17 protein-coding genes are annotated in these 19,969 nt (G+C 67.1%); 8 read left to right on the forward strand and 9 right to left on the reverse strand.

Going from position 1 to position 19,969, the window contains the following annotated elements; all coding sequences use genetic code 11:
• Positions 1–163: 163 nt before the first annotated feature.
• The gene (locus EJC77_RS16030; protein WP_125614866.1) at positions 164–1,087 is read right to left on the reverse strand and encodes an Lrp/AsnC family transcriptional regulator; all 924 of its coding nucleotides are present in this window, start codon (positions 1,085–1,087) and stop codon (positions 164–166) included.
• A gap of 153 nt (positions 1,088–1,240) precedes the next feature.
• Here EJC77_RS16030 and EJC77_RS16035 point away from each other — a divergent pair, with 153 nt between their 5' ends.
• Both EJC77_RS16035 and EJC77_RS16040 read left to right on the forward strand, forming a co-directional pair.
• Positions 1,241–2,221 carry a C-terminal binding protein gene (locus EJC77_RS16035; protein ID WP_125614869.1) on the forward strand — a complete coding sequence of 327 codons (981 nt, stop codon included), beginning with the start codon at positions 1,241–1,243 and terminating at the stop codon, positions 2,219–2,221.
• Positions 2,222–2,244: 23 nt separating this feature from the next.
• A complete protein-coding gene (locus EJC77_RS16040; RefSeq protein ID WP_125614872.1) occupies positions 2,245–3,855 on the forward strand; it encodes a thiamine pyrophosphate-binding protein in 1,611 nt (536 codons plus the stop codon).
• A gap of 146 nt (positions 3,856–4,001) precedes the next feature.
• Here the strand turns inward: EJC77_RS16040 and EJC77_RS16045 are convergent, their stop codons facing one another.
• Both EJC77_RS16045 and EJC77_RS16050 read right to left on the reverse strand, forming a co-directional pair.
• Positions 4,002–5,678: an amidohydrolase gene (locus tag EJC77_RS16045; RefSeq protein ID WP_125614875.1), complete on the reverse strand. Its 1,677-nt coding sequence runs from the start codon at positions 5,676–5,678 to the stop codon at positions 4,002–4,004.
• A gap of 221 nt (positions 5,679–5,899) precedes the next feature.
• Positions 5,900–6,829, reverse strand: coding sequence for an Lrp/AsnC family transcriptional regulator (locus EJC77_RS16050; protein WP_125614878.1), 930 nt, complete (start codon positions 6,827–6,829; stop codon positions 5,900–5,902).
• A gap of 239 nt (positions 6,830–7,068) precedes the next feature.
• Here EJC77_RS16050 and EJC77_RS16055 point away from each other — a divergent pair, with 239 nt between their 5' ends.
• The 4 genes from EJC77_RS16055 to EJC77_RS16070 all read left to right on the forward strand — a co-directional run bounded on the left by EJC77_RS16055 (position 7,069) and on the right by EJC77_RS16070 (position 11,270).
• Positions 7,069–7,920 (forward strand): transporter substrate-binding domain-containing protein, encoded by an 852-nt coding sequence (locus EJC77_RS16055; RefSeq protein ID WP_125614881.1) that lies wholly within the window; start codon positions 7,069–7,071, stop codon positions 7,918–7,920.
• 63 nt (positions 7,921–7,983) lie between these two features.
• Positions 7,984–8,721, forward strand: coding sequence for an amino acid ABC transporter permease (locus EJC77_RS16060; RefSeq protein ID WP_125614884.1), 738 nt, complete (start codon positions 7,984–7,986; stop codon positions 8,719–8,721).
• Between the two features lie 32 nt (positions 8,722–8,753).
• Positions 8,754–9,566, forward strand: a complete 813-nt coding sequence (locus EJC77_RS16065; protein WP_276309087.1) for an amino acid ABC transporter ATP-binding protein — start codon at positions 8,754–8,756, stop codon at positions 9,564–9,566.
• Between the two features lie 69 nt (positions 9,567–9,635).
• On the forward strand, positions 9,636–11,270 hold the full coding sequence (locus tag EJC77_RS16070; RefSeq protein ID WP_125614890.1) for a zinc-binding metallopeptidase family protein: 1,635 nt from the start codon (positions 9,636–9,638) through the stop codon (positions 11,268–11,270).
• Positions 11,271–11,302: 32 nt separating this feature from the next.
• Here EJC77_RS16070 and EJC77_RS16075 read toward each other — a convergent pair whose 3' ends face one another.
• The 6 genes from EJC77_RS16075 to EJC77_RS16100 form a co-directional block, all read right to left on the reverse strand.
• On the reverse strand, positions 11,303–12,727 hold the full coding sequence (locus tag EJC77_RS16075) for an aspartate ammonia-lyase (protein WP_125614893.1): 1,425 nt from the start codon (positions 12,725–12,727) through the stop codon (positions 11,303–11,305).
• On the reverse strand, positions 12,717–13,931 hold the full coding sequence (locus EJC77_RS16080; RefSeq protein WP_125614956.1) for a M20 family metallopeptidase: 1,215 nt from the start codon (positions 13,929–13,931) through the stop codon (positions 12,717–12,719). The genes EJC77_RS16075 and EJC77_RS16080 overlap by 11 nt, the downstream gene beginning before the upstream one ends.
• Before the next feature lie 5 nt (positions 13,932–13,936).
• Positions 13,937–14,611 (reverse strand): DUF1028 domain-containing protein, encoded by a 675-nt coding sequence (locus EJC77_RS16085; protein WP_125614896.1) that lies wholly within the window; start codon positions 14,609–14,611, stop codon positions 13,937–13,939.
• 8 nt (positions 14,612–14,619) lie between these two features.
• Positions 14,620–16,116, reverse strand: a complete 1,497-nt coding sequence (locus EJC77_RS16090; protein WP_125614899.1) for a 4-hydroxyphenylacetate 3-hydroxylase family protein — start codon at positions 16,114–16,116, stop codon at positions 14,620–14,622.
• The gene (locus EJC77_RS16095) at positions 16,113–16,733 is read right to left on the reverse strand and encodes a flavin reductase family protein (protein WP_125614902.1); all 621 of its coding nucleotides are present in this window, start codon (positions 16,731–16,733) and stop codon (positions 16,113–16,115) included. Before EJC77_RS16095 ends, EJC77_RS16090 begins: the two co-directional genes overlap by 4 nt.
• A 172-nt stretch (positions 16,734–16,905) precedes the next feature.
• A complete protein-coding gene (locus tag EJC77_RS16100; protein WP_125614905.1) occupies positions 16,906–17,823 on the reverse strand; it encodes a LysR family transcriptional regulator in 918 nt (305 codons plus the stop codon).
• Positions 17,824–17,930: 107 nt separating this feature from the next.
• Between EJC77_RS16100 and EJC77_RS16105 the strand changes: the two genes are divergently transcribed.
• Together EJC77_RS16105 and EJC77_RS16110 are read left to right on the forward strand one after the other, a co-directional pair.
• Positions 17,931–19,076: a M20 family metallopeptidase gene (locus tag EJC77_RS16105; protein ID WP_125614907.1), complete on the forward strand. Its 1,146-nt coding sequence runs from the start codon at positions 17,931–17,933 to the stop codon at positions 19,074–19,076.
• Between the two features lie 29 nt (positions 19,077–19,105).
• Positions 19,106–19,969 (forward strand): ABC transporter substrate-binding protein, encoded by an 864-nt coding sequence (locus EJC77_RS16110; protein ID WP_125614910.1) that lies wholly within the window; start codon positions 19,106–19,108, stop codon positions 19,967–19,969.

Consider the following 19,969-nt stretch of genomic DNA (forward strand, 5'->3'; position numbering starts at 1 on the left):
GGGGCAATGCGGGGGCGTGATTCGACATGACCCAAGCTTAACCCTCAAAACATGAACTATTTTGGAGACACGCCACTAGAATCGGACCGTTGACTGCCACACACCATGAAGCATCATTCGATCGTCTGTTACGATAGAAGTTATCGATTGTTCAATTGGCAGTTCAATCGGCGGGGTTCAGTGGACCGCTGTAGTTCTCCTTCACCACGGCATAGTGGATCCAGCTGTGAACACACCCCACCCCGGGCAGGGCCCGCAATTGGTCGGTGACGCGGGAGACGTGATGGAAGTCCGGCGCCTCGATGGTGCCGAACAGGTCCGCCCAGCCCAGCGCACTGGCCACGAAGCTGATCTCTGGCAAGTCCAGCACCCGCGCCACGTCAAAAAGCTCCTGGTCGGCGACGATCACGGCAAAGCCGCCCATCCTGGCCGTGGCGCGGATCCCCGGCGTGAGGGTGCGCACCGCGCAGGCCCCGCTGTCGATGAGCTTGAGCGTGCGGGCGCGCACGGCCGCAGGGGAGAGGCCCACGCCCTCGGCGAGCTCGGCGAAGGAAAGGCGGCCGTCACTCTGCAGGCGGGACATGATGGCCCGGTCATGGCGGTCGATGTCCACGGCCTCCAGGGGCTGCCAGCGGGAGTTCGGATCCCGGTGCACGCGCGAGTAGAGCGCCGTTCTGGCCCCCCGCACACCGGGCACCGCACGCAGCGCCCAGATGGCCTTCTCCAGGTCGCCGGGCGAACCGCAGCGCAGTTCCGCCACCACGGGAAACTCCCCCGTGGAGAGGGTGACGTAGACGGCCGCGCCGATCGTGGCGGCTATCCGCTCGGCCACCGGCCATGCCGGCCCATCAGTGTCGACGGACAACCTGGCCGCATGCGTCATGCCGAGCAGTTCCGGATGGACCACCCCGACGATCTTGATGATGCCCGCCTCGCTGAGCCGGCGCACGCGTGAACGGGCGGTGCTCTTGGAGATCCCCAGCTCGACGCCCAGGTGCTGGTAGGACGCCCTGCCATCCAGCTTCAGGAGTGCGATGATCCGCTCATCCACGTGGTCCGGCAGGTCACTGCCAACGCTCTCAGTCATGCACCGATCCTAGGCGCTGCACCGCGGCTCCCGGCCGGCCGAGCGACCGACATCACAGTAACAAGCGAAAGTGCAGTAATATAGCGCTCTAGACAATCATTCGATTGCATGGTTTTGTTGTTGTAGCCAAATGTGCTGAATCGAGGAGAATCCATGCTGGAAGACAAGCCGCGGGTCGTCATCACGGACGCCGATGACCTGGACTACACGATCGCCCTGGAGTTGCTGGCCGCCGCCGGCATCGAGGCGGCCTACCTGGACACCCGGGACCGGCAGGTCATTCTTGACGCCGGACGCCACTGCGACGGGATCATCGTCGGCTACGCCGCGCTGGATGCGGACATGATCGACCGGATGCCGAAGCTGCGCGCCATTGCCACCATGTCCGCCGGGTTCGACATGGTGGACGTGGCCGCGGCCGCGGCCCGCGACATCCCCGTGTGCACCGTGCCGTCGGTGGCCACGAAGGACGTCGCCACCCATGCGTTCGCCGGCCTGCTCTCGCTCATTCGTGAACTGCCGCGCAGCCACGCGGCCACGCTGCGCGGGGACTGGACCGGCGAGGGCCTGCCCGTGCCGCCGCGCGTGAGTGAACTGACCCTGGGCATCGTCGGGTTCGGGCGCATCGCCCAGTACCTGGCCGAAATCGCCCGGCCCGTGTTCGGTTCCGTCATCGCTTGCGACCCCTTCGTGGCGCCGGAAAACTGGCCGGACTGGGTCCGGCGCGGGGACCTGCCCGACGTCCTCGCCGCCGCCAACGTGCTGAGCCTGCACACGCCGCTGACTGACCAGACCCGGCACATCCTCGACGCCGAGGCGCTCGCGCTGCTGCCCGCCGGCGCCTACGTGGCGAACGTGGCCCGCGGCGCCCTCATCGACGAGGACGCGCTGCTCGACGCCCTGGCCACCGGCCGCGTCGCCGGAGCCATGCTGGATGTCCTCGAACAGGAGCCCGCCCCGGCCGACCATCCCCTGGTGAGCCACCCCCGCGTCATCGTCACACCGCACGCCGCCTACCGCAGCAATGTCTCGCTGCGCGAATACGTGGCCCTCCCGGCCCGCAACATCATCGCCTGCCTGCAGGGCCGTGAACCCGAAACCCCGCTCCGCCAGGCCCTGGCGGCCGCGAAGTGACCACCACCGACCAGGAAAGCGCCATGACCACCCACATCCCCACCGACAACGCCGGCCTGGCCGTCATGACGACGCTGCGCAACTACGGCATCGACGCCATCTTCGGCATTCCCGGCACGCACAACCTCGAGTTCTACCGGCATCTTGAACCGCTGGGCATCCGCGCCGTCACCACCCGGCACGAGCAGGGCGCCGGCTACGGAGCCGATGGCTGGGCACAGCAGACCGGCCTGCCCGGGGTCGTCATCACCACCTCCGGCCCCGGACTGCTCAACGCGCTCTCCGCCGCCGGGACCGCGTATTGCGAATCCCGCCCGCTGCTCATCCTCTCCCCGGGCGTGGCCCGCGGCATGGAGGGCACCGACATCGGCACGCTGCACGAGACGAAGGACCCCACCGGCGCCGTCGGCGCCATCGTCGAATGGAGCCGGCGCGCCACCTCCGCCGCGGACGCGGTAGAGCTGGTCCACGAGGCGTTTGAGCTCTTCCGCTACGGCCGGCCGCGCCCGGTCCACATCGAGGTGCCGCTGGACATCCTGGAGGCGGAGTCGGGCGTGGCGCCCGAGCTGCTGCAGGCACGGCCACGGCGCGCGCCGCAAAAGGCCGACGACGGCGCCCTCGACGCCGCCGTCAAGGTGCTCCTGGGTGCCACTCGCCCCGTGATCCTCGCCGGCGGCGGCTCGCTTCGACCCGGGACGCGGCTGCATGAACTCGCCGAGGCGTTGCAGGCCCCGGTGGTCACCACGATCAACGGCAAGGGGGCCATCCCGGAGAGCCACCCCCTGTCCGTCGGATCGGAGATCCGGCTGGCGCCGGCCCAGGAGCTGTGCAACAGCGCCGACGCGCTGCTGGTCATCGGCTCCAAGGTGGGCGAGTGCGAGCTCTGGGGCGGCACCATCGCCCCGACCGGTTCCTGCATCCGGATCGACATCACGGCCGCGCAGCTCAACACCAACGTCACGGCCGACATCGGGCTGGTAGGCGACGCATCCGCCGTCGTCCCCCAACTCCTGGACGCGCTGGCCGGGCACGCGACACCGGCGGCCCCTCACGTTGACATTGCCGCGCTGCGGCGGGCGTTGCGGGACGAGGCGCGGCGGTTCGCCCCGGATCTCGCGGCGATCTGCGAATCCATCGCCGGGGTGCTGCCGTCCGACACGATCGTCGGCGGGGATTCGTCCCAGGTCACCTACCTCGGGACCACCACGTTCATCCCGTCGGAACGGCCGCACCGCCTGCTGTACACGCCCGCCTACGCCACGCTCGGCTACGGGCTTCCCGCGTCCATCGGGGCCAAGATTGCCGCGCCGGACCAGCCCGTGGTCTGCGTCGTGGGCGACGGGGCGCTGATGTTCGCCATCCAGGAGCTGATCACGGCCGTGGAGCAGGGCGTCACCCTGGTGGTGGTGTGCGTGGACAATGGCGGTTACGGCGAGATCCGGCAGAACATGCGCGACCGCGACCTGGCCCCGGTGGGCGTCAACCTGACCCAGCCGGACTGGGTGCGCCTCGCCGAGGGGTTCGGCGCCACGGGACTGGCCGCGACGGAGGCGACCCTGCCGGCCGCGCTCGAGAAGGCGCTCTCCCTCTCCGGCCTGACCCTGGTGCACCTGAAACTCGGCGCCACCGCCTGACCTTGCGTTTGCCCCATAAAGCGTTTGCCCCGTAAGGCGACTGCCCCGTAAAGCGGCCCGGGGCCGGCCACCGGTACTTCCGGCGGCCGGCCCCGGGCTTTCATGTCCGGTCTGCTCTTTGGTTGGTCACCCGCGCGCCGCAAACACTATGCTGCGGCGTGGCGGCGCTCGCCACCGACCCAGGTCTCCACCACGTTCACCGCGGCGATGTCTTCGGGGGCCACGGTGAACGGGTCGGCGTCGAGGACGGCGAAGTCGGCGAACTTGCCCACGGACAGGCTGCCCAGTTCATCCTCGCGGCCCAGCACCCGCGCGCCGTTGATGGTGTGCGCGGCCAGCGCCTGCTCCACCGTCAGGCGCAGGTTGTCCGCCCCCAGCCGGTGGCCGTTGCGCGTCACCCGGGTGACGGCCGCCTGGATGGCCTCCAACGGCTTCGGCTCCGCGACCGGGGCGTCGGAGCTGATGGTGATGGGCAGCCCGGCCTCATGGAACTCGCCGAGCGGGTTGAAGCGCTCCCCCGGCGTTCCAATCGCGGCGGTGACGCCCTCACCCCAGTTGTAGTAGTGCTGTGGCTGGTTGACCGGGTAGACGCCCAGCCGGATCATCCGCTGGATCTGCTCCGCGGTGGGCAGGCCGCAGTGTTCGATCCTGTGCCGGGCATCCGTGTCCGGCCGTTCCGACTGGGCGGCCTCGATGGCGTCCAGGACCATGTCGATGGCGGTGGGCGATTGTGCGTGGGTGGCGGTCTGGAGCCCGACGGCGTGTGCCTTGCGGATGAGCGCGGCGTATTCGGCCGGCTCGTGGTAGAGCTGGCCGGTGCGGCAGGGATCCCCCACATACCCGTCGGGGAAGTAGGCCGTCCAGCCGCCCAAGGTGCCGTCGGCGTAGAGCTTGATGCCGCCGAAGGAGAGGTATGCGTTGCCGAACGCGCCCTGCATGCCGATCTCGATCGCCTGGTCGAGCAGGTGCGAGAGCAGGTACATGCTCACCCGCAAGCCCAGCCCGTCCTCGGCGGCCAGGCGCAGGTACATGTCGAATTCGCGGCGGGACACCTGGGCGTCGCCGATGCTCGTGACCCCGCCGGCCAGGAAGTTTTGTTGGGCCGCGCGCAGCTGGCGCAGATGTTCCTCCGGGGCGTCCTCCAGGTGGAAGTTGGGCCCGTGGTGGCCGATCTTCACGCCGTGCACGCCGGTGAGAATGTTGCAGGCGGCGTCGGAGAGCTCACCGGTCAGCTTGCCGTCGGCGTCGTGGAAGAACTCCCCACCCTCGGGGTTGGGGGTGTCGCGGGTGATGCCGTTGATTTCCAGCGTGTGGCTGTTCACCACACCGCCGTGGCCGCTGGCGTTCATCAGGTAGACCTCGCGCCCGGTCCCCACCTGGTCCAGCTCCTGGCGCATCGGGTGCCGGCCCTCGGCCAGGTTCTTGTGCTCGTAGCCGAAGCCGCGCACGGGGACGCCGGCGGGCAGCTGCGCGGCCGCCTGCTGCAGCAGCGTCACGATTTCGGGGATGCTCTTGGCCTTGTCAGGGCCGCAATCAACCCACGACATCATCTGCCCGTACATGAGCGGGTGGGCGTGCGCGTCGATGAACCCGGGGACGATCGTCTTGCCGGCCAGGTCGAGGACGGCGGGCTCGCCGGGCACCAGCGTTGCGGCCACCGTCCGGCACTGTGCCTCGGTGCCGAGCGCCGCGATCCGGGTCCCATGGACCAGGAACGCTTCCGGGCGTGCCTGGTCCGCATCAAGGCTGTGGATGGTGGCGCCGGTGACAACGGTGCAGGTGGCCCGAAGTGGCGAGGAGTCGAAGTGGTTGAGTTTGCGCATGGCAGGTCCTTACGGCGTGGGGGGCTCGGAAACGTCGCCTGGCAACGGCGTCCTCCGAGCGTACGATCCACCGCGCCTCCAGTCAACAGCAGTTTATTCTTCCTTGATACGATGGACAAACGATTTGTGGCAGATGGATCATTTTCCGTACATATCAGCGGCTGTTATGTCCACCAGACCGATGATGTGTCTCGCCAGGGGTTGACCGCGGTCGGAGGCGGTCAGGATCCGCTGGCGGCCGCCAGGTGTGCGGGCACCAGCTTGTCCAAGGTGTCCTCATAGCGCTCCAGCAGCACGCTGGTGTGCAGCCAGGTGTCGACCCGGAGCACGGAGGGCAGGGCCCGGATCGAGTGCACGATCCGGTTGTAGGCCGATTGGGAATCCACCCCGATGGTCACCACAAGCGAGTACCGGCCCACGGTGCGCGCCACGAATTCGACGCCGTCCACTCGCGAGAGCAGGTCCAGGATCTCCTCCGTGTCCCCACTGAGCGTCACCCCGGCCCCGAACACCACGGCCCCGTTCTGTTCACCGCGCCGGACAATCGCGCCGACCTGCATGACATTGGCGTCCACGAGCCGCAGCACGCGGGCCCGGCACGCGCTCATGGACAGGCCCACCGACGCGCCCAGCTCGGCGAATCCCACCCGGCCGTCGCGTTGCAGGATGGTCATGATGTCTATGTCCGTCCGATCCAGCACCATCCCCTCAAGGGCAGGCTCCTCGCCGAGGAACCAGCTGCGGATGACGTGTTCGTAGACCAGGACTTCGACCTCCAGGACTTCCGGCAGGGACCGGATGTGAGCCATCACGTCGTACAGCTCGCCCATCGTGGCCAGGTGTACCTCGAGGACGAGCTGGTAAGGCCCGGTGGTTTCGGCGATGTACACGGCCGCGTCCAGGTCCGCGATGCCCCGGAAGGCAGCCGAGCCGTCGTTGGCCACCTTGACGGCCATATGCGCCAAGACGAAGCGCCCCAAGACGCGCGGGTGGACCGCGGCGACCACCCGGACCTCCCCGGAACCCAGGAGCTGGTTCACGCGCGCCGCGACCGCCGTCCTGTTGCTGCCGACGGCTTTGGCCAGGTCGCTGAAGGACGCTCGGCCGTCCTTCTGGAGCTGGTGCACCAAGGACTTGTCCAACTCGTTCATTCGACCTTTATACCAGTCGAGCGGGATGAACCCGCCGATCCGATCGCGCACCGCCACAAGTTCCTTGAGGCCCAACGTTGACTGAAAATATGACTTCAGATTGCTTCAGGATCGTCCGTTTTTTGCTTCTAGTGAGGTTTCTACAGAAATTCTGTTGACAATGAGTGAACCGTGTCACACCATGGATTGAACCACCACGGCCAACCCGGGCCAGACACCCGTTTCGCAGGAGACCCCCCATGAAGACGTTCCTCAAGTTCGCAGCCATTGCATCCCTCGGCGCCCTGGCCCTTGCCGGTTGCTCGGCGGGCGGATCCTCCGGCGACAATGCCGCCCACGGCAACAGCAAGACGCCCAAGGATCTGGTCAACGCCGGCCAGGTGACTCTGTGCATCGACCCGGAGTACCCGCCGCTCGAGTACTACGCCAACGGCTCCGGCGGCGACATCATCGGCTTCGACGCGGATGCCGGCCGGGCCCTGGCCGACTACTGGGGTGTCAAGGTCAAATACGAGGTCACGTCCTTCGACGGGCTGATGCCCGGCCTGCAGAGCGGACGCTGCGACATGATCCTCGGCGGCCTGTACACCAGTCCGGCCCGCCTCCAGGTGGCCGATGCGGCACCCATCATGAACGCCGGCCCGGCCGCGATCGCCGCACCCGCACTGGCCCCGGACCTCAAGACGAAGCTTGACCTGTGCGGGCGCAAGGTGGTGGCGCAGGCGGCCTCCAGCAACGCCGCCTCGGTCAAGGCGCTGGGAGCGGAATGCGCCAAGGCGGGCAAGGCCGCGCCCATCCTCTCGGAGTACCCCAAGACCTCGGACACCGTCCTTGCGGTCCTCAACGGCAAGGCGGATGTCCTGGTGGAGACCAACGTCGCCGCCGCCTACATGGTTGCGCAAAACAAGGGCCGGCTGGCGGTCGCGAGCCAGGTCTTCGACCCGAACACCACGTTCGGCGTGTTCAGCAAGAAGGGCGGCCCCCTGACCCCGGCCATCGCCACGGCGTTCAAGGCCCTGCACGCCGACGGAACGCTCGGCAAGATCGCCTCCAAGAACAACCTGGACCCCGCCATCCTGGACGTTCGCTGATCCCATGCGACCCGTTGACACCCGTGGGCCGGTGCCCACCCCCGTTCCGAGAGTAGTGAGCTAATGCTTTTCGATCCGAATGTCTTCCTCCAACAACTCGTCAGCACCGACTACATGTTGGGTGCGGCACTCTCCGTTGCCGTCGCGGTCCTGTCGCTGGTCCTGGCCACCGTCATCGGGTTCTTCATGGCGATCGGCCGTACCGCCCGCCAGCCGTACTTGCAGGCGCCGGCCCACTTCTACGTGTGGTTCTTCCGCGCCATCCCGGCCCTGCTGGTCCTGCTGATCATGTGGAACGCCCTGCCCCAGCTCATCCCGGCATTGCGCGCCGACTGGTTCTCCCCCTTCCTGGCAGCCTCCGTGGGGCTCGGCCTGGTGGAGGCCGCGTTCATGTCCGAGATCATCCGCTCGGCCCTGTTGAGCGTTGACGACGGCCAGGCGCTTGCTGGCCGGGCGCTGGGCATGTCGCCCACCAAGGTCATGGTCAAGGTGGTGCTTCCGCAGGCGATCCGCATCGCCCTGCCGCCCACCGGCAACGAACTGATCGGCCTGGTCAAGTACTCGTCGCTCGCCTCGGTCATCTCCCTGCGCGAATTGCTCACGACCGCCCAGGTCGGCGTCAACATCACGTTCCGTTACGCCGAGTACTACGCCGCGGCGATCGTCTACTACCTGGTGATCGTCTCCGTGTTGTCCTTCCTGCAAAGCCGCGTCGAGAAGAGGTTCGCCTGGACCTCGCGCACCAAGACCACCAAGAATCTCACGGCCGCCATGGAGGCCAACACCGTGGGGATCTCATGAAAACCGCCGTCGAACCCGCCCAGGAGTCCACCGTGACCGACCCTTCCCCCAGGGAGCAGACCCTCCCCGCCCACGCGATCCCGGCCCAGCCCGTTCTCCAGGTCCGTGACCTGCACAAGACCTACAACGGCAACGCCGTCCTGAAAGGCGTCGAGTTTGATATCGCCCGGGGACAGGTGAAGGCGGTGTTGGGACCGTCCGGATCCGGGAAATCGACCATGCTGCGGCTCATGGCCCTCCTGGAAACGGCCGATGCCGGCGAAATCCTGCTCAACGGGACCCGCATCGGCGGCCGGACCCATCGGGGGCACAGCGTGCACCTGCCGGAGCGGCAACTGGCCATGCAACGCCAGGACATCGGCATGGTCTTCCAGCGCTTCAACCTGTTTCCACACCTGACCGCGGTCCGCAATGTGATGCTTGGGCTGACCAGCGTCAAGGGCATCTCGCACCATGATGCGCGGTCCCAGGCCATGGACATGCTGGCCAAGGTGGGCTTGGGAAACCGGGCCGACCACTTCCCGTCCGAACTCTCCGGCGGGCAGCAACAACGCGTCGCCATCGCCCGCGCACTGGTCCTGAACCCGTCCGTCATGCTTTTCGACGAGCCCACCTCCGCGCTGGATCCCGAGTTGGTCGGCGAGGTACTGGAGGTCATGGAGCGCCTGGCCGAAACCGGCATGACCATGATCGTGGTCACGCACGAGGTGCGCTTCGCCCGACGCGTGGCCAACGAAGTGACCCTGTTCGACGGCGGCGTGATCGTCGAACAGGCGGAGCCGGAACAATTCTTCACCAACCCCCAACATGAGCGCACCAGGAAATTCCTCAGCCACGTCCACTGAGGCTGCCATCGCGGCAGGCCCGCCCGGGCAGCCTTCGCACTCCAACCCGCACACGAACAAGGACAGCACATGAGCATCAGCACACCCGGGGCCACCCATGCGGTTCCCCCGGCCGGGGCCGCCTTGACGGCCGCCGCGAAGGCGACCGCGCAGGCGTGGATCGATGAGAACATGGACCGGCTCTCGGCCTGGCACCGGCACATCTGGGAACTGGCCGAGCCGGCGTGGCGCGAGTACCAATCGGCCAAATGGTATGTCAACCTGCTCCGGTCCGAGGGCTTCACCGTCGAGGCCGGCAGCGCCGGGATGCCCACCGCGTTCAGCGCCGAATGGTCGCTGGGCGCCGGCGGGCCGGTGCTGCTGACGTACGCCGAGTACGACGCCGTCCCGGGCAACTGCCAGGCCGCCGGCACGGCCCCGGCTCCCCGCGACGGGCTCAGTTCCCACGCCCCGGGCCACACGGATCCGCATTCGGCGCTGGGCGTCTCCACGCTGGCCGGGCTGTTGGGCACCAAGCATGCCATGAGCGTCCACGGCATCGCCGGTACGCTGAGGTACACGGGCGAGCCGGCCGAGAAGGTCCAGGGCTCCAAGGTCGTCCATGGACTGCGCGGCTACTACGACGGCGTGGACGCGATCGTCAGCTTCCACCCCTTCTACATGCTGCCGCTGTGCAACACGGCGCGGTGGGACACCCAGTGCGGCAGCTACTACTCCAAGGTGTACACGTTCACCTGCGACGAACCGGAAACCTGGCAGCTGGGTGCCAACCCGAACTCCCCCATCCCGGCGTCCCATTCGGCAGCCCGCGCCCCGGGCGCCAACGTGGCGTTGATGTCCATGTACACCGCGTCCCGGGTCATGCAGGACGCCATGCTGCCCAGCTTCGGCGGCTGGAGCCTCTCCGACGCCCTGTTCACCTACGGCCAGGCGACGGCGGACAACCTGCCGGCCCGGGTGGCGCAGATCCAGTATTCCTGGCGCTGCCCCACGCTGGAGATGGCGGAGCATGTGCTGGCCGTGCTGGATCGCAACGCCGAACACGCCGCCGCCGTCGCGCACTGCAAGGTCGAATCGACCTGGGTGGCCCGGAACCGGCCCGGCCGCACCAACCATGTGCTCGCCGCTGCGCTGTATGCGAATCTTGAATCCGTGGGGGCGCCGCGGTACGGGCCCCCGGCGATCGCGGCCGCACAGCACATCCAGCGGACGCTGGGCATGACGCCGATGGACCAACCATTCCTGGACGAATGCGAACGGTTGATCAGCCCGCAGGACGCCGAGGCCGCCCTGCGCGAGCACCTGGCCCCGTGGCAGAAGAACTGGACCAGCGACGACTACGTCGAGATGACGCACTACGCCCCCACCGTGCGCTTCTACATCTCCCGCCCCGCCCTCAAGCACGCCCCCGGCCAGGGCGCCTACCCGGGCTGGGTCATGAATGCCCTCGGCGGCATCGCCGAAACCATCGACCCCACCATCGAGGTGGCTGGCAAGACCATCGCCGGCACGTTCGTGGACCTGCTGACCACCCCCGAGATCCTGGCAGCGGCGAAGGCCGAGTTCGACTGCCGCGTCGCCGCAGACCCCATGCCCGCCCTCCTGCCGGCCGACTTCACCCCGCCCACCGAATTCGCCTGGCCCGACTACGCCACCACGGCCGACGGCGACCGCGCCTGGTACCCGAAGGACGGGGTGGGCTGACCTTGTCCCCGGGCCACTTGCCCTGACGGTAGTCAAGGTTGGTATGGTTTGGCCTGGTGTCCCGGCGCGGTGAGCAGCCGAGGCGAGCCCAGCACGTCGGCCAGCTCAGCCTCGCTCATCAGACCCTTTTCGCGGACCACGTCCACCACGCTGGAACCCGTGGCCATGGCCTGTTGGGCCACTTCCGTCGAGGTCTTGTAGCCCAGGTAGGGAACCAGGGCGGTGACCAGGCCGATGGACCACTCCACACTAGTCTGAAGCGCCACGGGGTCGGCGGTGATGCCGTCAACGCAGCGTTCGGCCAGCACTTTGCAGGCCGAGCGCAGCTCGCCCAGTGACGAGAACAGCGCGCGGGCCATCACCGGCTCAAAGGCGTTGAGCTGCAGCTGGCCTGATTCGGCCGCCATGGTAACAGTGACATCGTTGCCAACCACCGAGTAGGCCACCTGGTTCACCACCTCGGGGATCACCGGATTCACCTTGCCGGGCATGATCGAGGATCCCGCTTGGACGGCCGGTAGCTGGATTTCGCCAAGACCGGCGCGCGGGCCTGAGGAGAGCAGGCGCAAATCGTTGGCCACCTTGGACAGCTTCACGGCGATCCGCTTGAGGACGCTGTGCAGCTGGACCAGCCCTCCCACATCCTGTGTCGCCTCGATCAGATCCCCGGCCGGGACCACGCGCACGCCGCTGATCTCCGCCAGATGCCCGCAGGCCAGCCGGGCATAGTCGACGTGCGAGTTGAGCCCGGTGCCGATCGCAGTGCCGCCGAGGTTGACCTCTCGGATCAGGTCCATGGCCTCGCGCAGCCGCTGCTCGTCCTCCGACATCATCACGGCGAACGTGCGGAATTCCTGCCCCAGCGTCATGGGCACCGCGTCCTGGAGTTGGGTGCGCCCCATCTTCAGGTAGCCGGCAAATTCCTCCGCCTTGGCCTCGATGGATCGGCGAAGTCCGGCCATGGCGACCAGCAGGTCCTCGGCCGCGCGATGCAGCCCCACACGCAGCGCCGTCGGGTAGACGTCGTTGGTGCTCTGGCCCAGGTTGACGTGGTCCAGCGGATGCAGCAGCTCGTACTGGCCGCGTTCTGCGCCCATCAGTTCCAGCGCCCGGTTGGCGATCACCTCGTTCGCGTTCATGTTGGTGGAGGTCCCGGCCCCGCCCTGGACAACGTCGACAATGAACTGGTCGTGCAATTTGCCTGCGCGGATCTCGCGGCAGGCGGCCACAATCGCGTCGGTACGCGTCCCGTCCAGCAGCCCAAGGTCACGGTTGGTGGTGGCGGCCGCCTCCTTGACGGCGGCCAGCGCCACGACCAGATGCGTGTAAAGTCCGATCGAGACACCGGAAATGGGGAAGTTGAGGCTGGCCCGCACCGTGTGGACGCCGTAGTAGGCCTCCTGCGGCACGTCCAACCGGCCGATCAGGTCGTGTTCGGACCGGGTTTTAGCGGACATCGGCGGTCTCCATTTCAAGCGGCAGTCCGGTGCTCTCCGGCAGAATCCATGCGGCCCCGAGGCTGACCAGCCGTTCGCGTATTCGGGCGTCGACAGCCAAGTCGATGCAGGTGTGGGCCATGGCCTTGGCCGCATCGATGACGGCGCGGTCCGCGGCGGCCGTAATGCACGCGGCGGCGAATTCCATTTGGTGGTTGACCGCAGGCAAAGATCCAATGCCGATGTAGGGATGGATGGCCGGCAGCACCTGGGACACGTTGCCCATGTCCGTGGACGCGCGGTTCATCCGCATGTCGGGACCCGTGCTGGTGAACTCGCGGCCCAGCGCCGTGGCGTTGGCGACGTAGAGGTCCAGCATCACCTCGTCTGTGGAAAATTCGGCGTAGGGCTTGCTTTCCGCCTCGATCTCAAGCTCGCAACCGGTGGACAGTGCCCCGGCCTCGAAGCAACGGCGCACCTTGTCCTCCAGCACCGCCAACTCGGCCAGCGAGCCGGCCCGGACGTACCAGCGGCCCTCCGTCACCTCGGGGATGGCGTTGGGGGCTTCTCCCCCGCCGGTCACCACGCCATGGACCCGCACCCCGGATTCGAGCTGCTGGCGCAACAGCCCGATGGCCACCTGGGCGACAGTGAAGGCGTCCGCCGCGTTCACCCCACGCTCGGGGTAAGCCGCGGCGTGGCTCGCCTTGCCGCGGTAGCGGATCTTGCTGTGCGAGACGGCGTACGGCTCGGCCCGGGCAACATCCAGGGGACCGGGGTGGACCAGCATGGCCGCGTGCACGCCGTCGAACGCGCCGCCCTCCAGCAACTCAATCTTGCCGCCCCCGCCCTCCTCCGCCGGCGTGCCGAAGACGGTGAGCGTAATGCCCAGCGCGTCCACCACCGGGGCCAGCGCCGCCGCCGCGCCCACGGCGGACGCGGCAATGATGTTGTGCCCGCACGCGTGACCCAGGCCCGGCAGGGCGTCGTATTCGGCGCATATTCCCAGATGAAGGCTGCCACTGCCGATCGTGGCGGCAAACGCCGTCGGCAGTCCGCACAGGCCTTCCTGCACGCTGAAGCCCACGCCGGCAAGCTCGGCCGCCACCCAGGCGGAGGAGTTGACCTCCTCCCAGGCCACCTCCGGATGGGCGTGGATGCGGTGCGAGAGCGCCAAGAGCCGTCCCTCCAGGGCGTCTACCCGGGCGGCGACGATATCCTTCATCTTGTTCACAGGTCCCCCGGGACTCCGTAGCTTGGCGCGGTGTCTGGGCGGACGGCCCGGGTGTAATAGTCCAGCTTTTGCGGCTCCCACAGCTGCCAGATCTCCGCAAGCTTGGCAATCGGATCTTCGTCGTCCCAGTCCACGCGCAGGTCCGTCACCGGCCACGTAGCCTGGTCGACGACGACGAGACCTGCCGAGTGCTGTGGGCCCTCCTCGCCGCCGGCGTCGCGGCCGGCGGCCAGACCGGCAAGCAGCCGATCCTCAAAAGCCCCGGCCGTCGAGGTGTAGGCCGCCATGATCGCATCCACCACGTCCGGGGACGAGAGCAGATTTCCCGCGGCCACGGCGCCGTCGCCCTCCACCGTCCGATGCGTGCCCAGCGTCCCGGATCCGCTGAAGGCGGCGGTGCCGCCGCGGGCGTCGACCAGGCTCAGCTGGCGATAGTCGATGTTCGGCGTGCCAGCCACCAGCTTGGCCATCGCCTCGTCCGCCGGCGCACCGGACTCGAGCAGGTCCAGCAACTCCGCGCCCAACCCCGGATCGGTGATGTTCTGCGAGGAGGCGCCGCCCACGCCCTGGCGCAGGTGCACGCAGCGGGCGGCAACGGCGGGCGACGACGAGGTGACCACCATACCGAACGCGCCGGTCTCCGGATCGCGGGCCACAAGGGAAAACGTCATGGGAACTCCTATTTGTTGATGAGGGCGGCAGGGATGCCGGTGCTCGGGCGTTGCCCGCCGGTGACCTTGTCGGAGAGGTCCGCGGCCTGGCGGACCAGGTCCAGCGGGCCGTCGAAGTCGAAGTTGCGGTACACGGCGCCGAGCTGGGCGAAGGGCGGGGACTGGGCGAACAGCTGGAATGTCAGGCGGTGCCCGGCGTAGTCGGAGTTGAGCAGGTCGCGGGCGAAGGCCAGCAGCTTGCGCCGGTCATCGGCGACCCAGTTCTCGTTGACGTTGTAGTACTTCTCCAGCCAGGACTTCGTTTCCGGGTCCTCGAACGCGGCCGCGTCCGGGGTGATGCAGATCTGCCCGCCGCACAGCTCGCGGGCGGTGTGCATCATGGCCGGCAGCTGCGAGAGCGCGGTGACCCGGCCCGTGTACAGCAGCGACTGGTTCGGCATAAGCAGCCCGCCCGGGCTGGGCTCGGCCAGCGCGATCGAGGCGGTCAGGTGGGCGTTGATGGTTTCCCGGTAGACGGCCAGTTGGGCCAGTTTCTCCTGCACGGCCTGCTGCTTCTCCAGGCCGGTCTGCTTGACGTTCCACAGCGCCGCGCCGATCATCAGGTCGGCCAGGTGCTGGGTGCGCTGGACGAAAGGGAACGCCGAGTAGCGGTGCAGGGTGGAGCGGATGAACGCGGCGGCCCGGGTGTGCCGGTAGAACAGCACGTCCTGCCACGGGATCTCGACGTCGTCGAAGATCACCAGCGACTCCACCTCGTCCACGTGGTTGGAGAGCGGGTAGTCGCGTTCCGGGGCGCGGCCGGCGAACCCGGTGCGGGAGATGAACTTCAACCCCGGGCTGGAGAGGTCCGCGACGAATCCGACCGCGTAGTCGGAGAGTTCGCTGTTGCCCCAGTTGGCGATGGTCGGCTTCGTGAACGCCTGGTTGGCGTAGGCGGCCGCCGTCTCGTACTTGGCGCCGCGCACCACGATGCCGTTGTCGGTTTCGCGGACCACGTGCAGCAGCATGTCCGGGTCCTGGTCCTGCGGGGCCTTGGACCTATCGCCCTTGGGGTCGGTGTTCGCGGAGATGTGGAACGGGTCCATCTTGACGGCTTGGTCCAGATGGCGGCGGATGTTCGCGGCGAAGCGCGGGTCCACCTCGTTGAGCACGTCCTGGCCGTCGAACAGGCTCCACATCTCACCGATCGTCTCATCACCGACCCGGGTGATGACACCGCCGGCCTCACGCTGGACCAGGTCCACGGCGCGGCGCTTGTCCCACCAGTCCTCCTGCGTGCGCGGCAGCCGGTTGCCGATCGAGTTCAGCTCCCCGGTCTCCGGATCCGTGTACGTCATGGCGGCCTGCGTCGACTCCTCGTGCGCCAGGTCGTAGATCCGGGCCCGGCGGTCCACGATCGGCTTGAACATCGGGTGCGTGGTCACATCCGTGACCGTTTCGCCGTTGACATAGACCTTGCGGCCGTCGCGGATGGACTCGCGGTACTCATCGCCTGTGCGGATCATTTGGCGTTCTCCTTGGTGTTGGTGCCGTCAGTGTTCTTGCGGTATGTGGGGCCCGAGCCAGGGTAGTCATCGAAGACTGACGGCGGGACGGGGAGGGGCTTGGCGTAGGTTTGGGCGCTGTAGATCAGGGGCTCCCCGCCGTGTGTTTCAACGCTGGTGACAAGGCCGATATGGATCTGGTGGGTGCCGGCCTCCACCACTTGGTGGATGCTGCAGTCGAAGCTGGCCACGGCGTCGCGGATGCGTGGCGATCCGGAGGGGGCCTGTTCCCATTCCCCACAGGAGAAGTCCCACGGGTCCTTGCCGGGCCAGGGTCGTCCGGCGAACGTGTCGGCGACGTGGTCGTGCTGGCTTCCCAAGACATTCACGGTGAAGACCCCGTTGGTGCGGATGGCCTCGTTGATGGGGCTGCGGCTGTTGATGCAGACGAGGACCAGGCGGGGGTCGGCGGAGACGGAGCACATGGCGCTCACCGTCTGGGCAAACCGGCCTGTTTCACCATCCGTCGCCACCACTGTGACGCCGGTGGCCACCGCGCCCATTGCGGCAATGAACGGGTCGTACGGATGTGCGGCCGGCGGTGCGTCCGCAGAGGTCGTTTCGGCTGAAACAGTCATCGTGTGCTCCTTTTGTCCTGTTGCGGAGTTGGTCTGCAATCAGTATTGGGAGCGGCGTCGATATGTGTCCAACATAACTTTCAGACCATTGCCTTCGGTTTTTTAGAAACCATGGGGCGGGCGTGGATACGTTGGCGCATGGAAACCAAGGCTGGTTCTGAGCCGATGCCTGCTATCCGCCGGTGCGCAGCGATATCCGGCACTGGTCGATGAAGGCGGTGGCCCGCCGGGTCAGCCGGACGCCACTGAGGTGCACGGCGCCCACATTGAGCCCAGGCAGGGCACCGGTCAGGGGCCGGGTGACGAATCCCCGTCCCTCGTAACTCATGTTGATGTTGGTCCGCTGGCTCAGGATGGAGTAGCCCAGGCCCCGCGCGACCAGGGCGCGGACCATCTCAAAGCTGGTGGTGCGGTAACGGATGTTGGGGGTCAGGTTCTCGTCCGCAAAGAAGGACAGGAAATAGTCGCCTCCCGGGGGCAGGTCGAACAGGATTAGCGGCCGTGCTGCCAGCTCCGTGAGCGAAAGTCTCTCACGGTTGGCCAGCTCATCGTGCTCCGGCAGGATGACGTATGGAGGCGTGGAGACCACCACGTTGACCGCCAGGTCCTTGGGCAATTGGCTCCTGCCGATGTCGTATTCGTACATGATGGCCAGGTCCAGCGAGCCGTCGCGCAGCCGCTCCTCCATCTGGGTGTGCGATCCCTCGATGAAGCTCAGGTCCACCGCCGGATGGTTTTCGGTGAAGTCCGCGATGATGCCCGGGAGCAGGATGGGCGCCAGCGTGCTGTAACAGCCCACCACCAGCTTTCCGGAGAGGGACTCACTGGATTCCCGGGCAGAGTTGCGCAGATCCTCGACGCCGGCCACCAGCCTGCGGGCATCCGTCAGCACCTGCTGGCCCACATTGGTCAGCGAGAGTCCGCGGGGATGCCGGATGAAAATCTGCACGCCAAGCGCCTCTTCCAGGTCCGTCAATGCCGTCGACACGGCCGATTGGGAAAGGTAGACGCGTGCGGCGGCGGCCGTTACACTTCCGGTTTCTGCCGCCGCGATCAGGTACTCGAGTTGGCGCAAGCTGACGTTAGACATCGATTTAACCGAAACCCTTCTTCGAATACATCTGTTTTACACGGTGTGTGATCCGCTGCATAGTCGTTCTCAGCACCGACGTAGGCGCCAGACCCAAGGAGAAGACCATGACCGATCCAGATCTTCAGCTGTTGCTCGACACCCTCGCCATCGATTCGACGTGGGGGCGCGAACGTGAGCTGGCCGAGTTCATGGCTGAGCAGCTGCGCGGTTGGGGTGTGGACGACGTCGAACTTGTCGAGTCCATGCCCGGCCGGCCCAGTGTTGGCGGCCGGATCCGTGGCACGGGAGGCGGAAAATCGCTGATTCTCAACGGGCACCTGGACATCTACGAGACGTCGCCGGACTGGACCAAGGATCCGTTTGGCCCCGTGGTGGAGAACGGCCGGGTCTATGGGGCCGGCATTGCAGACATGAAAGCGGCGACGACGGCGGCGCTGGCCGTCATGCGGCGCATCGCCACCTCCGGCGAGCGCCCGCGCGGCGACGTCATATTCCAGGGCGTGTCATGTCATTTTGAGGGCGGCGTGGGAACCCGCTCACTGCTCGAGGCCGGTTTCAACGCCGACGCCGCCATCTGCGGCGAGCCCACCGACAACACCATCGGCACCGTGCACAGGGGCGCCGCGTACCTGAAGATCACCACCTTCGGCAGGCAGGCACACACCTCCGCCAAGGAGCTGGGCCTGAACGCCATCGAAACCATGGAACCGATCCTCGCCGCCATGCGGGAGTTGGAAGGCGTCATGCCCTACACCCCCCACCCGGACCTCCCGGGCGGCCCCAACCTGAACATCGGCACCATCCACGGCGGCACCAAGCACAACCAGGTGCCGGACCGCTGCGAAATGACCTGCGACATCCGCCTGCTCCCGTCACAGGACCCCTACGACGTCAAACTCCAGGTGGAACAGATGATCAGCAACCTCAAGGCCACCGATCCCCGCATCCAAGCGACGGTGGAATTCAGCGACCACTGGCTCAGCGGACCCCGCCTCCCCTATGAAATCGACCGCTCCTCCGACATTTCCACCACCGTCGCGGCCGCCGTCGCCGCCACGGACACAGACCCCGTATATCAGGGCATCCAGTTCTGGACCGACATGGTGCCGCTGAAACAGTTCGGCGTCCCCGCCGTCAACATCGGCCCCGGCACCCCGCCATACAGCTGGGCCGACGAATGGGTCGAACTCGGCAAGTACCGGCAGATCATTGACGTCTACGCCAACGCCGTCGGCCTCTGGTGCAAGTAAGCGCCCTCCGCGAAAGGAACATTGCTCCCATGAAAAACCTCAACAGAATCGCCGCCCTCATAGGCGCGGCCATGGCGGCCACGCTCGCCCTCTCCGCCTGCGGGGGTGCGGCACCCGCCGCCGACGCCGGCAAGTCCCCCACCGTGACCACCAAAACCTCCGGCATCCTGAGCATCGGCAGCGACCTCACCTACCCGCCGTACGACATGCTGACCAACGGCAAGCCCGCCGGATTCGACGTCGACGTCATGAGCGCCATTTCAGCCGACCTTGGGCTCAAGCCACAGTTTGCCGACACCCGGTTTGCCCAGATCGTCGCCGGCATCAAGGCCGACCGCTACGACGTCATCGCCTCCACCCTGTACGTCTCCGCCGCGCGAAGCAAGGAAGTGGACTTCGTCCCCTACTTCCAGACCGGCAACTCGATCGTGGTCCCCAAGGACGCCACACCACTGACCAATGCCCAGGACCTGTGCGGCAAGAAGGTCTCGGTAGTCACCGCCACGGTGATCGCCAAGCTCCTGCCCACCACGGAGAGCGAGAAGTGCAAGGCCAACGGCAAACAGCCCATCACCGTCCAGGAATTTCCCACCGATCCTGAGGCCACCCAGGCCCTGCTCTCCGGACAGGTGGACGCGCAGATGACCGACGCCGCGGTCGCCAAGACCGTCGTGGACAAGTCGAACGGACGCGTGAAGATCAGCTCCGATGCCCTGATCTACCCGGTCGCCGTCGGCCTGGCCGTGAAGAAGGGCAATGCGGCCCTTCAGGACGCCCTGACCAAGAGCATCGATAACTTGAAGACCTCCGGCGCGTATACAAAGCTCCTGAAGCAGTACAACCTGGAGCCCGTCAACCCCGCCGTCCTGGCCGAATCTCTGAAGCAGGGCTAG

Source organism: Specibacter cremeus (assembly GCF_003946885.1).
Classification (GTDB): domain Bacteria; phylum Actinomycetota; class Actinomycetes; order Actinomycetales; family Micrococcaceae; genus Specibacter; species Specibacter cremeus.

Coding starts and splice junctions, on each gene's coding strand:
- EJC77_RS16030 (WP_125614866.1), bottom strand. CDS start 1,087: ATGACTGAGAGCGTTGGCAGTGACCTGCCGGACCACGTGGATGAGCGG.
- EJC77_RS16035 (WP_125614869.1), top strand. CDS start 1,241: ATGCTGGAAGACAAGCCGCGGGTCGTCATCACGGACGCCGATGACCTG.
- EJC77_RS16040 (WP_125614872.1), top strand. CDS start 2,245: ATGACCACCCACATCCCCACCGACAACGCCGGCCTGGCCGTCATGACG.
- EJC77_RS16045 (WP_125614875.1), bottom strand. CDS start 5,678: ATGCGCAAACTCAACCACTTCGACTCCTCGCCACTTCGGGCCACCTGC.
- EJC77_RS16050 (WP_125614878.1), bottom strand. CDS start 6,829: ATGAACGAGTTGGACAAGTCCTTGGTGCACCAGCTCCAGAAGGACGGC.
- EJC77_RS16055 (WP_125614881.1), top strand. CDS start 7,069: ATGAAGACGTTCCTCAAGTTCGCAGCCATTGCATCCCTCGGCGCCCTG.
- EJC77_RS16060 (WP_125614884.1), top strand. CDS start 7,984: ATGCTTTTCGATCCGAATGTCTTCCTCCAACAACTCGTCAGCACCGAC.
- EJC77_RS16070 (WP_125614890.1), top strand. CDS start 9,636: ATGAGCATCAGCACACCCGGGGCCACCCATGCGGTTCCCCCGGCCGGG.
- EJC77_RS16075 (WP_125614893.1), bottom strand. CDS start 12,727: ATGTCCGCTAAAACCCGGTCCGAACACGACCTGATCGGCCGGTTGGAC.
- EJC77_RS16080 (WP_125614956.1), bottom strand. CDS start 13,931: ATGAAGGATATCGTCGCCGCCCGGGTAGACGCCCTGGAGGGACGGCTC.
- EJC77_RS16085 (WP_125614896.1), bottom strand. CDS start 14,611: ATGACGTTTTCCCTTGTGGCCCGCGATCCGGAGACCGGCGCGTTCGGT.
- EJC77_RS16090 (WP_125614899.1), bottom strand. CDS start 16,116: ATGATCCGCACAGGCGATGAGTACCGCGAGTCCATCCGCGACGGCCGC.
- EJC77_RS16095 (WP_125614902.1), bottom strand. CDS start 16,733: ATGACTGTTTCAGCCGAAACGACCTCTGCGGACGCACCGCCGGCCGCA.
- EJC77_RS16100 (WP_125614905.1), bottom strand. CDS start 17,823: ATGTCTAACGTCAGCTTGCGCCAACTCGAGTACCTGATCGCGGCGGCA.
- EJC77_RS16105 (WP_125614907.1), top strand. CDS start 17,931: ATGACCGATCCAGATCTTCAGCTGTTGCTCGACACCCTCGCCATCGAT.
- EJC77_RS16110 (WP_125614910.1), top strand. CDS start 19,106: ATGAAAAACCTCAACAGAATCGCCGCCCTCATAGGCGCGGCCATGGCG.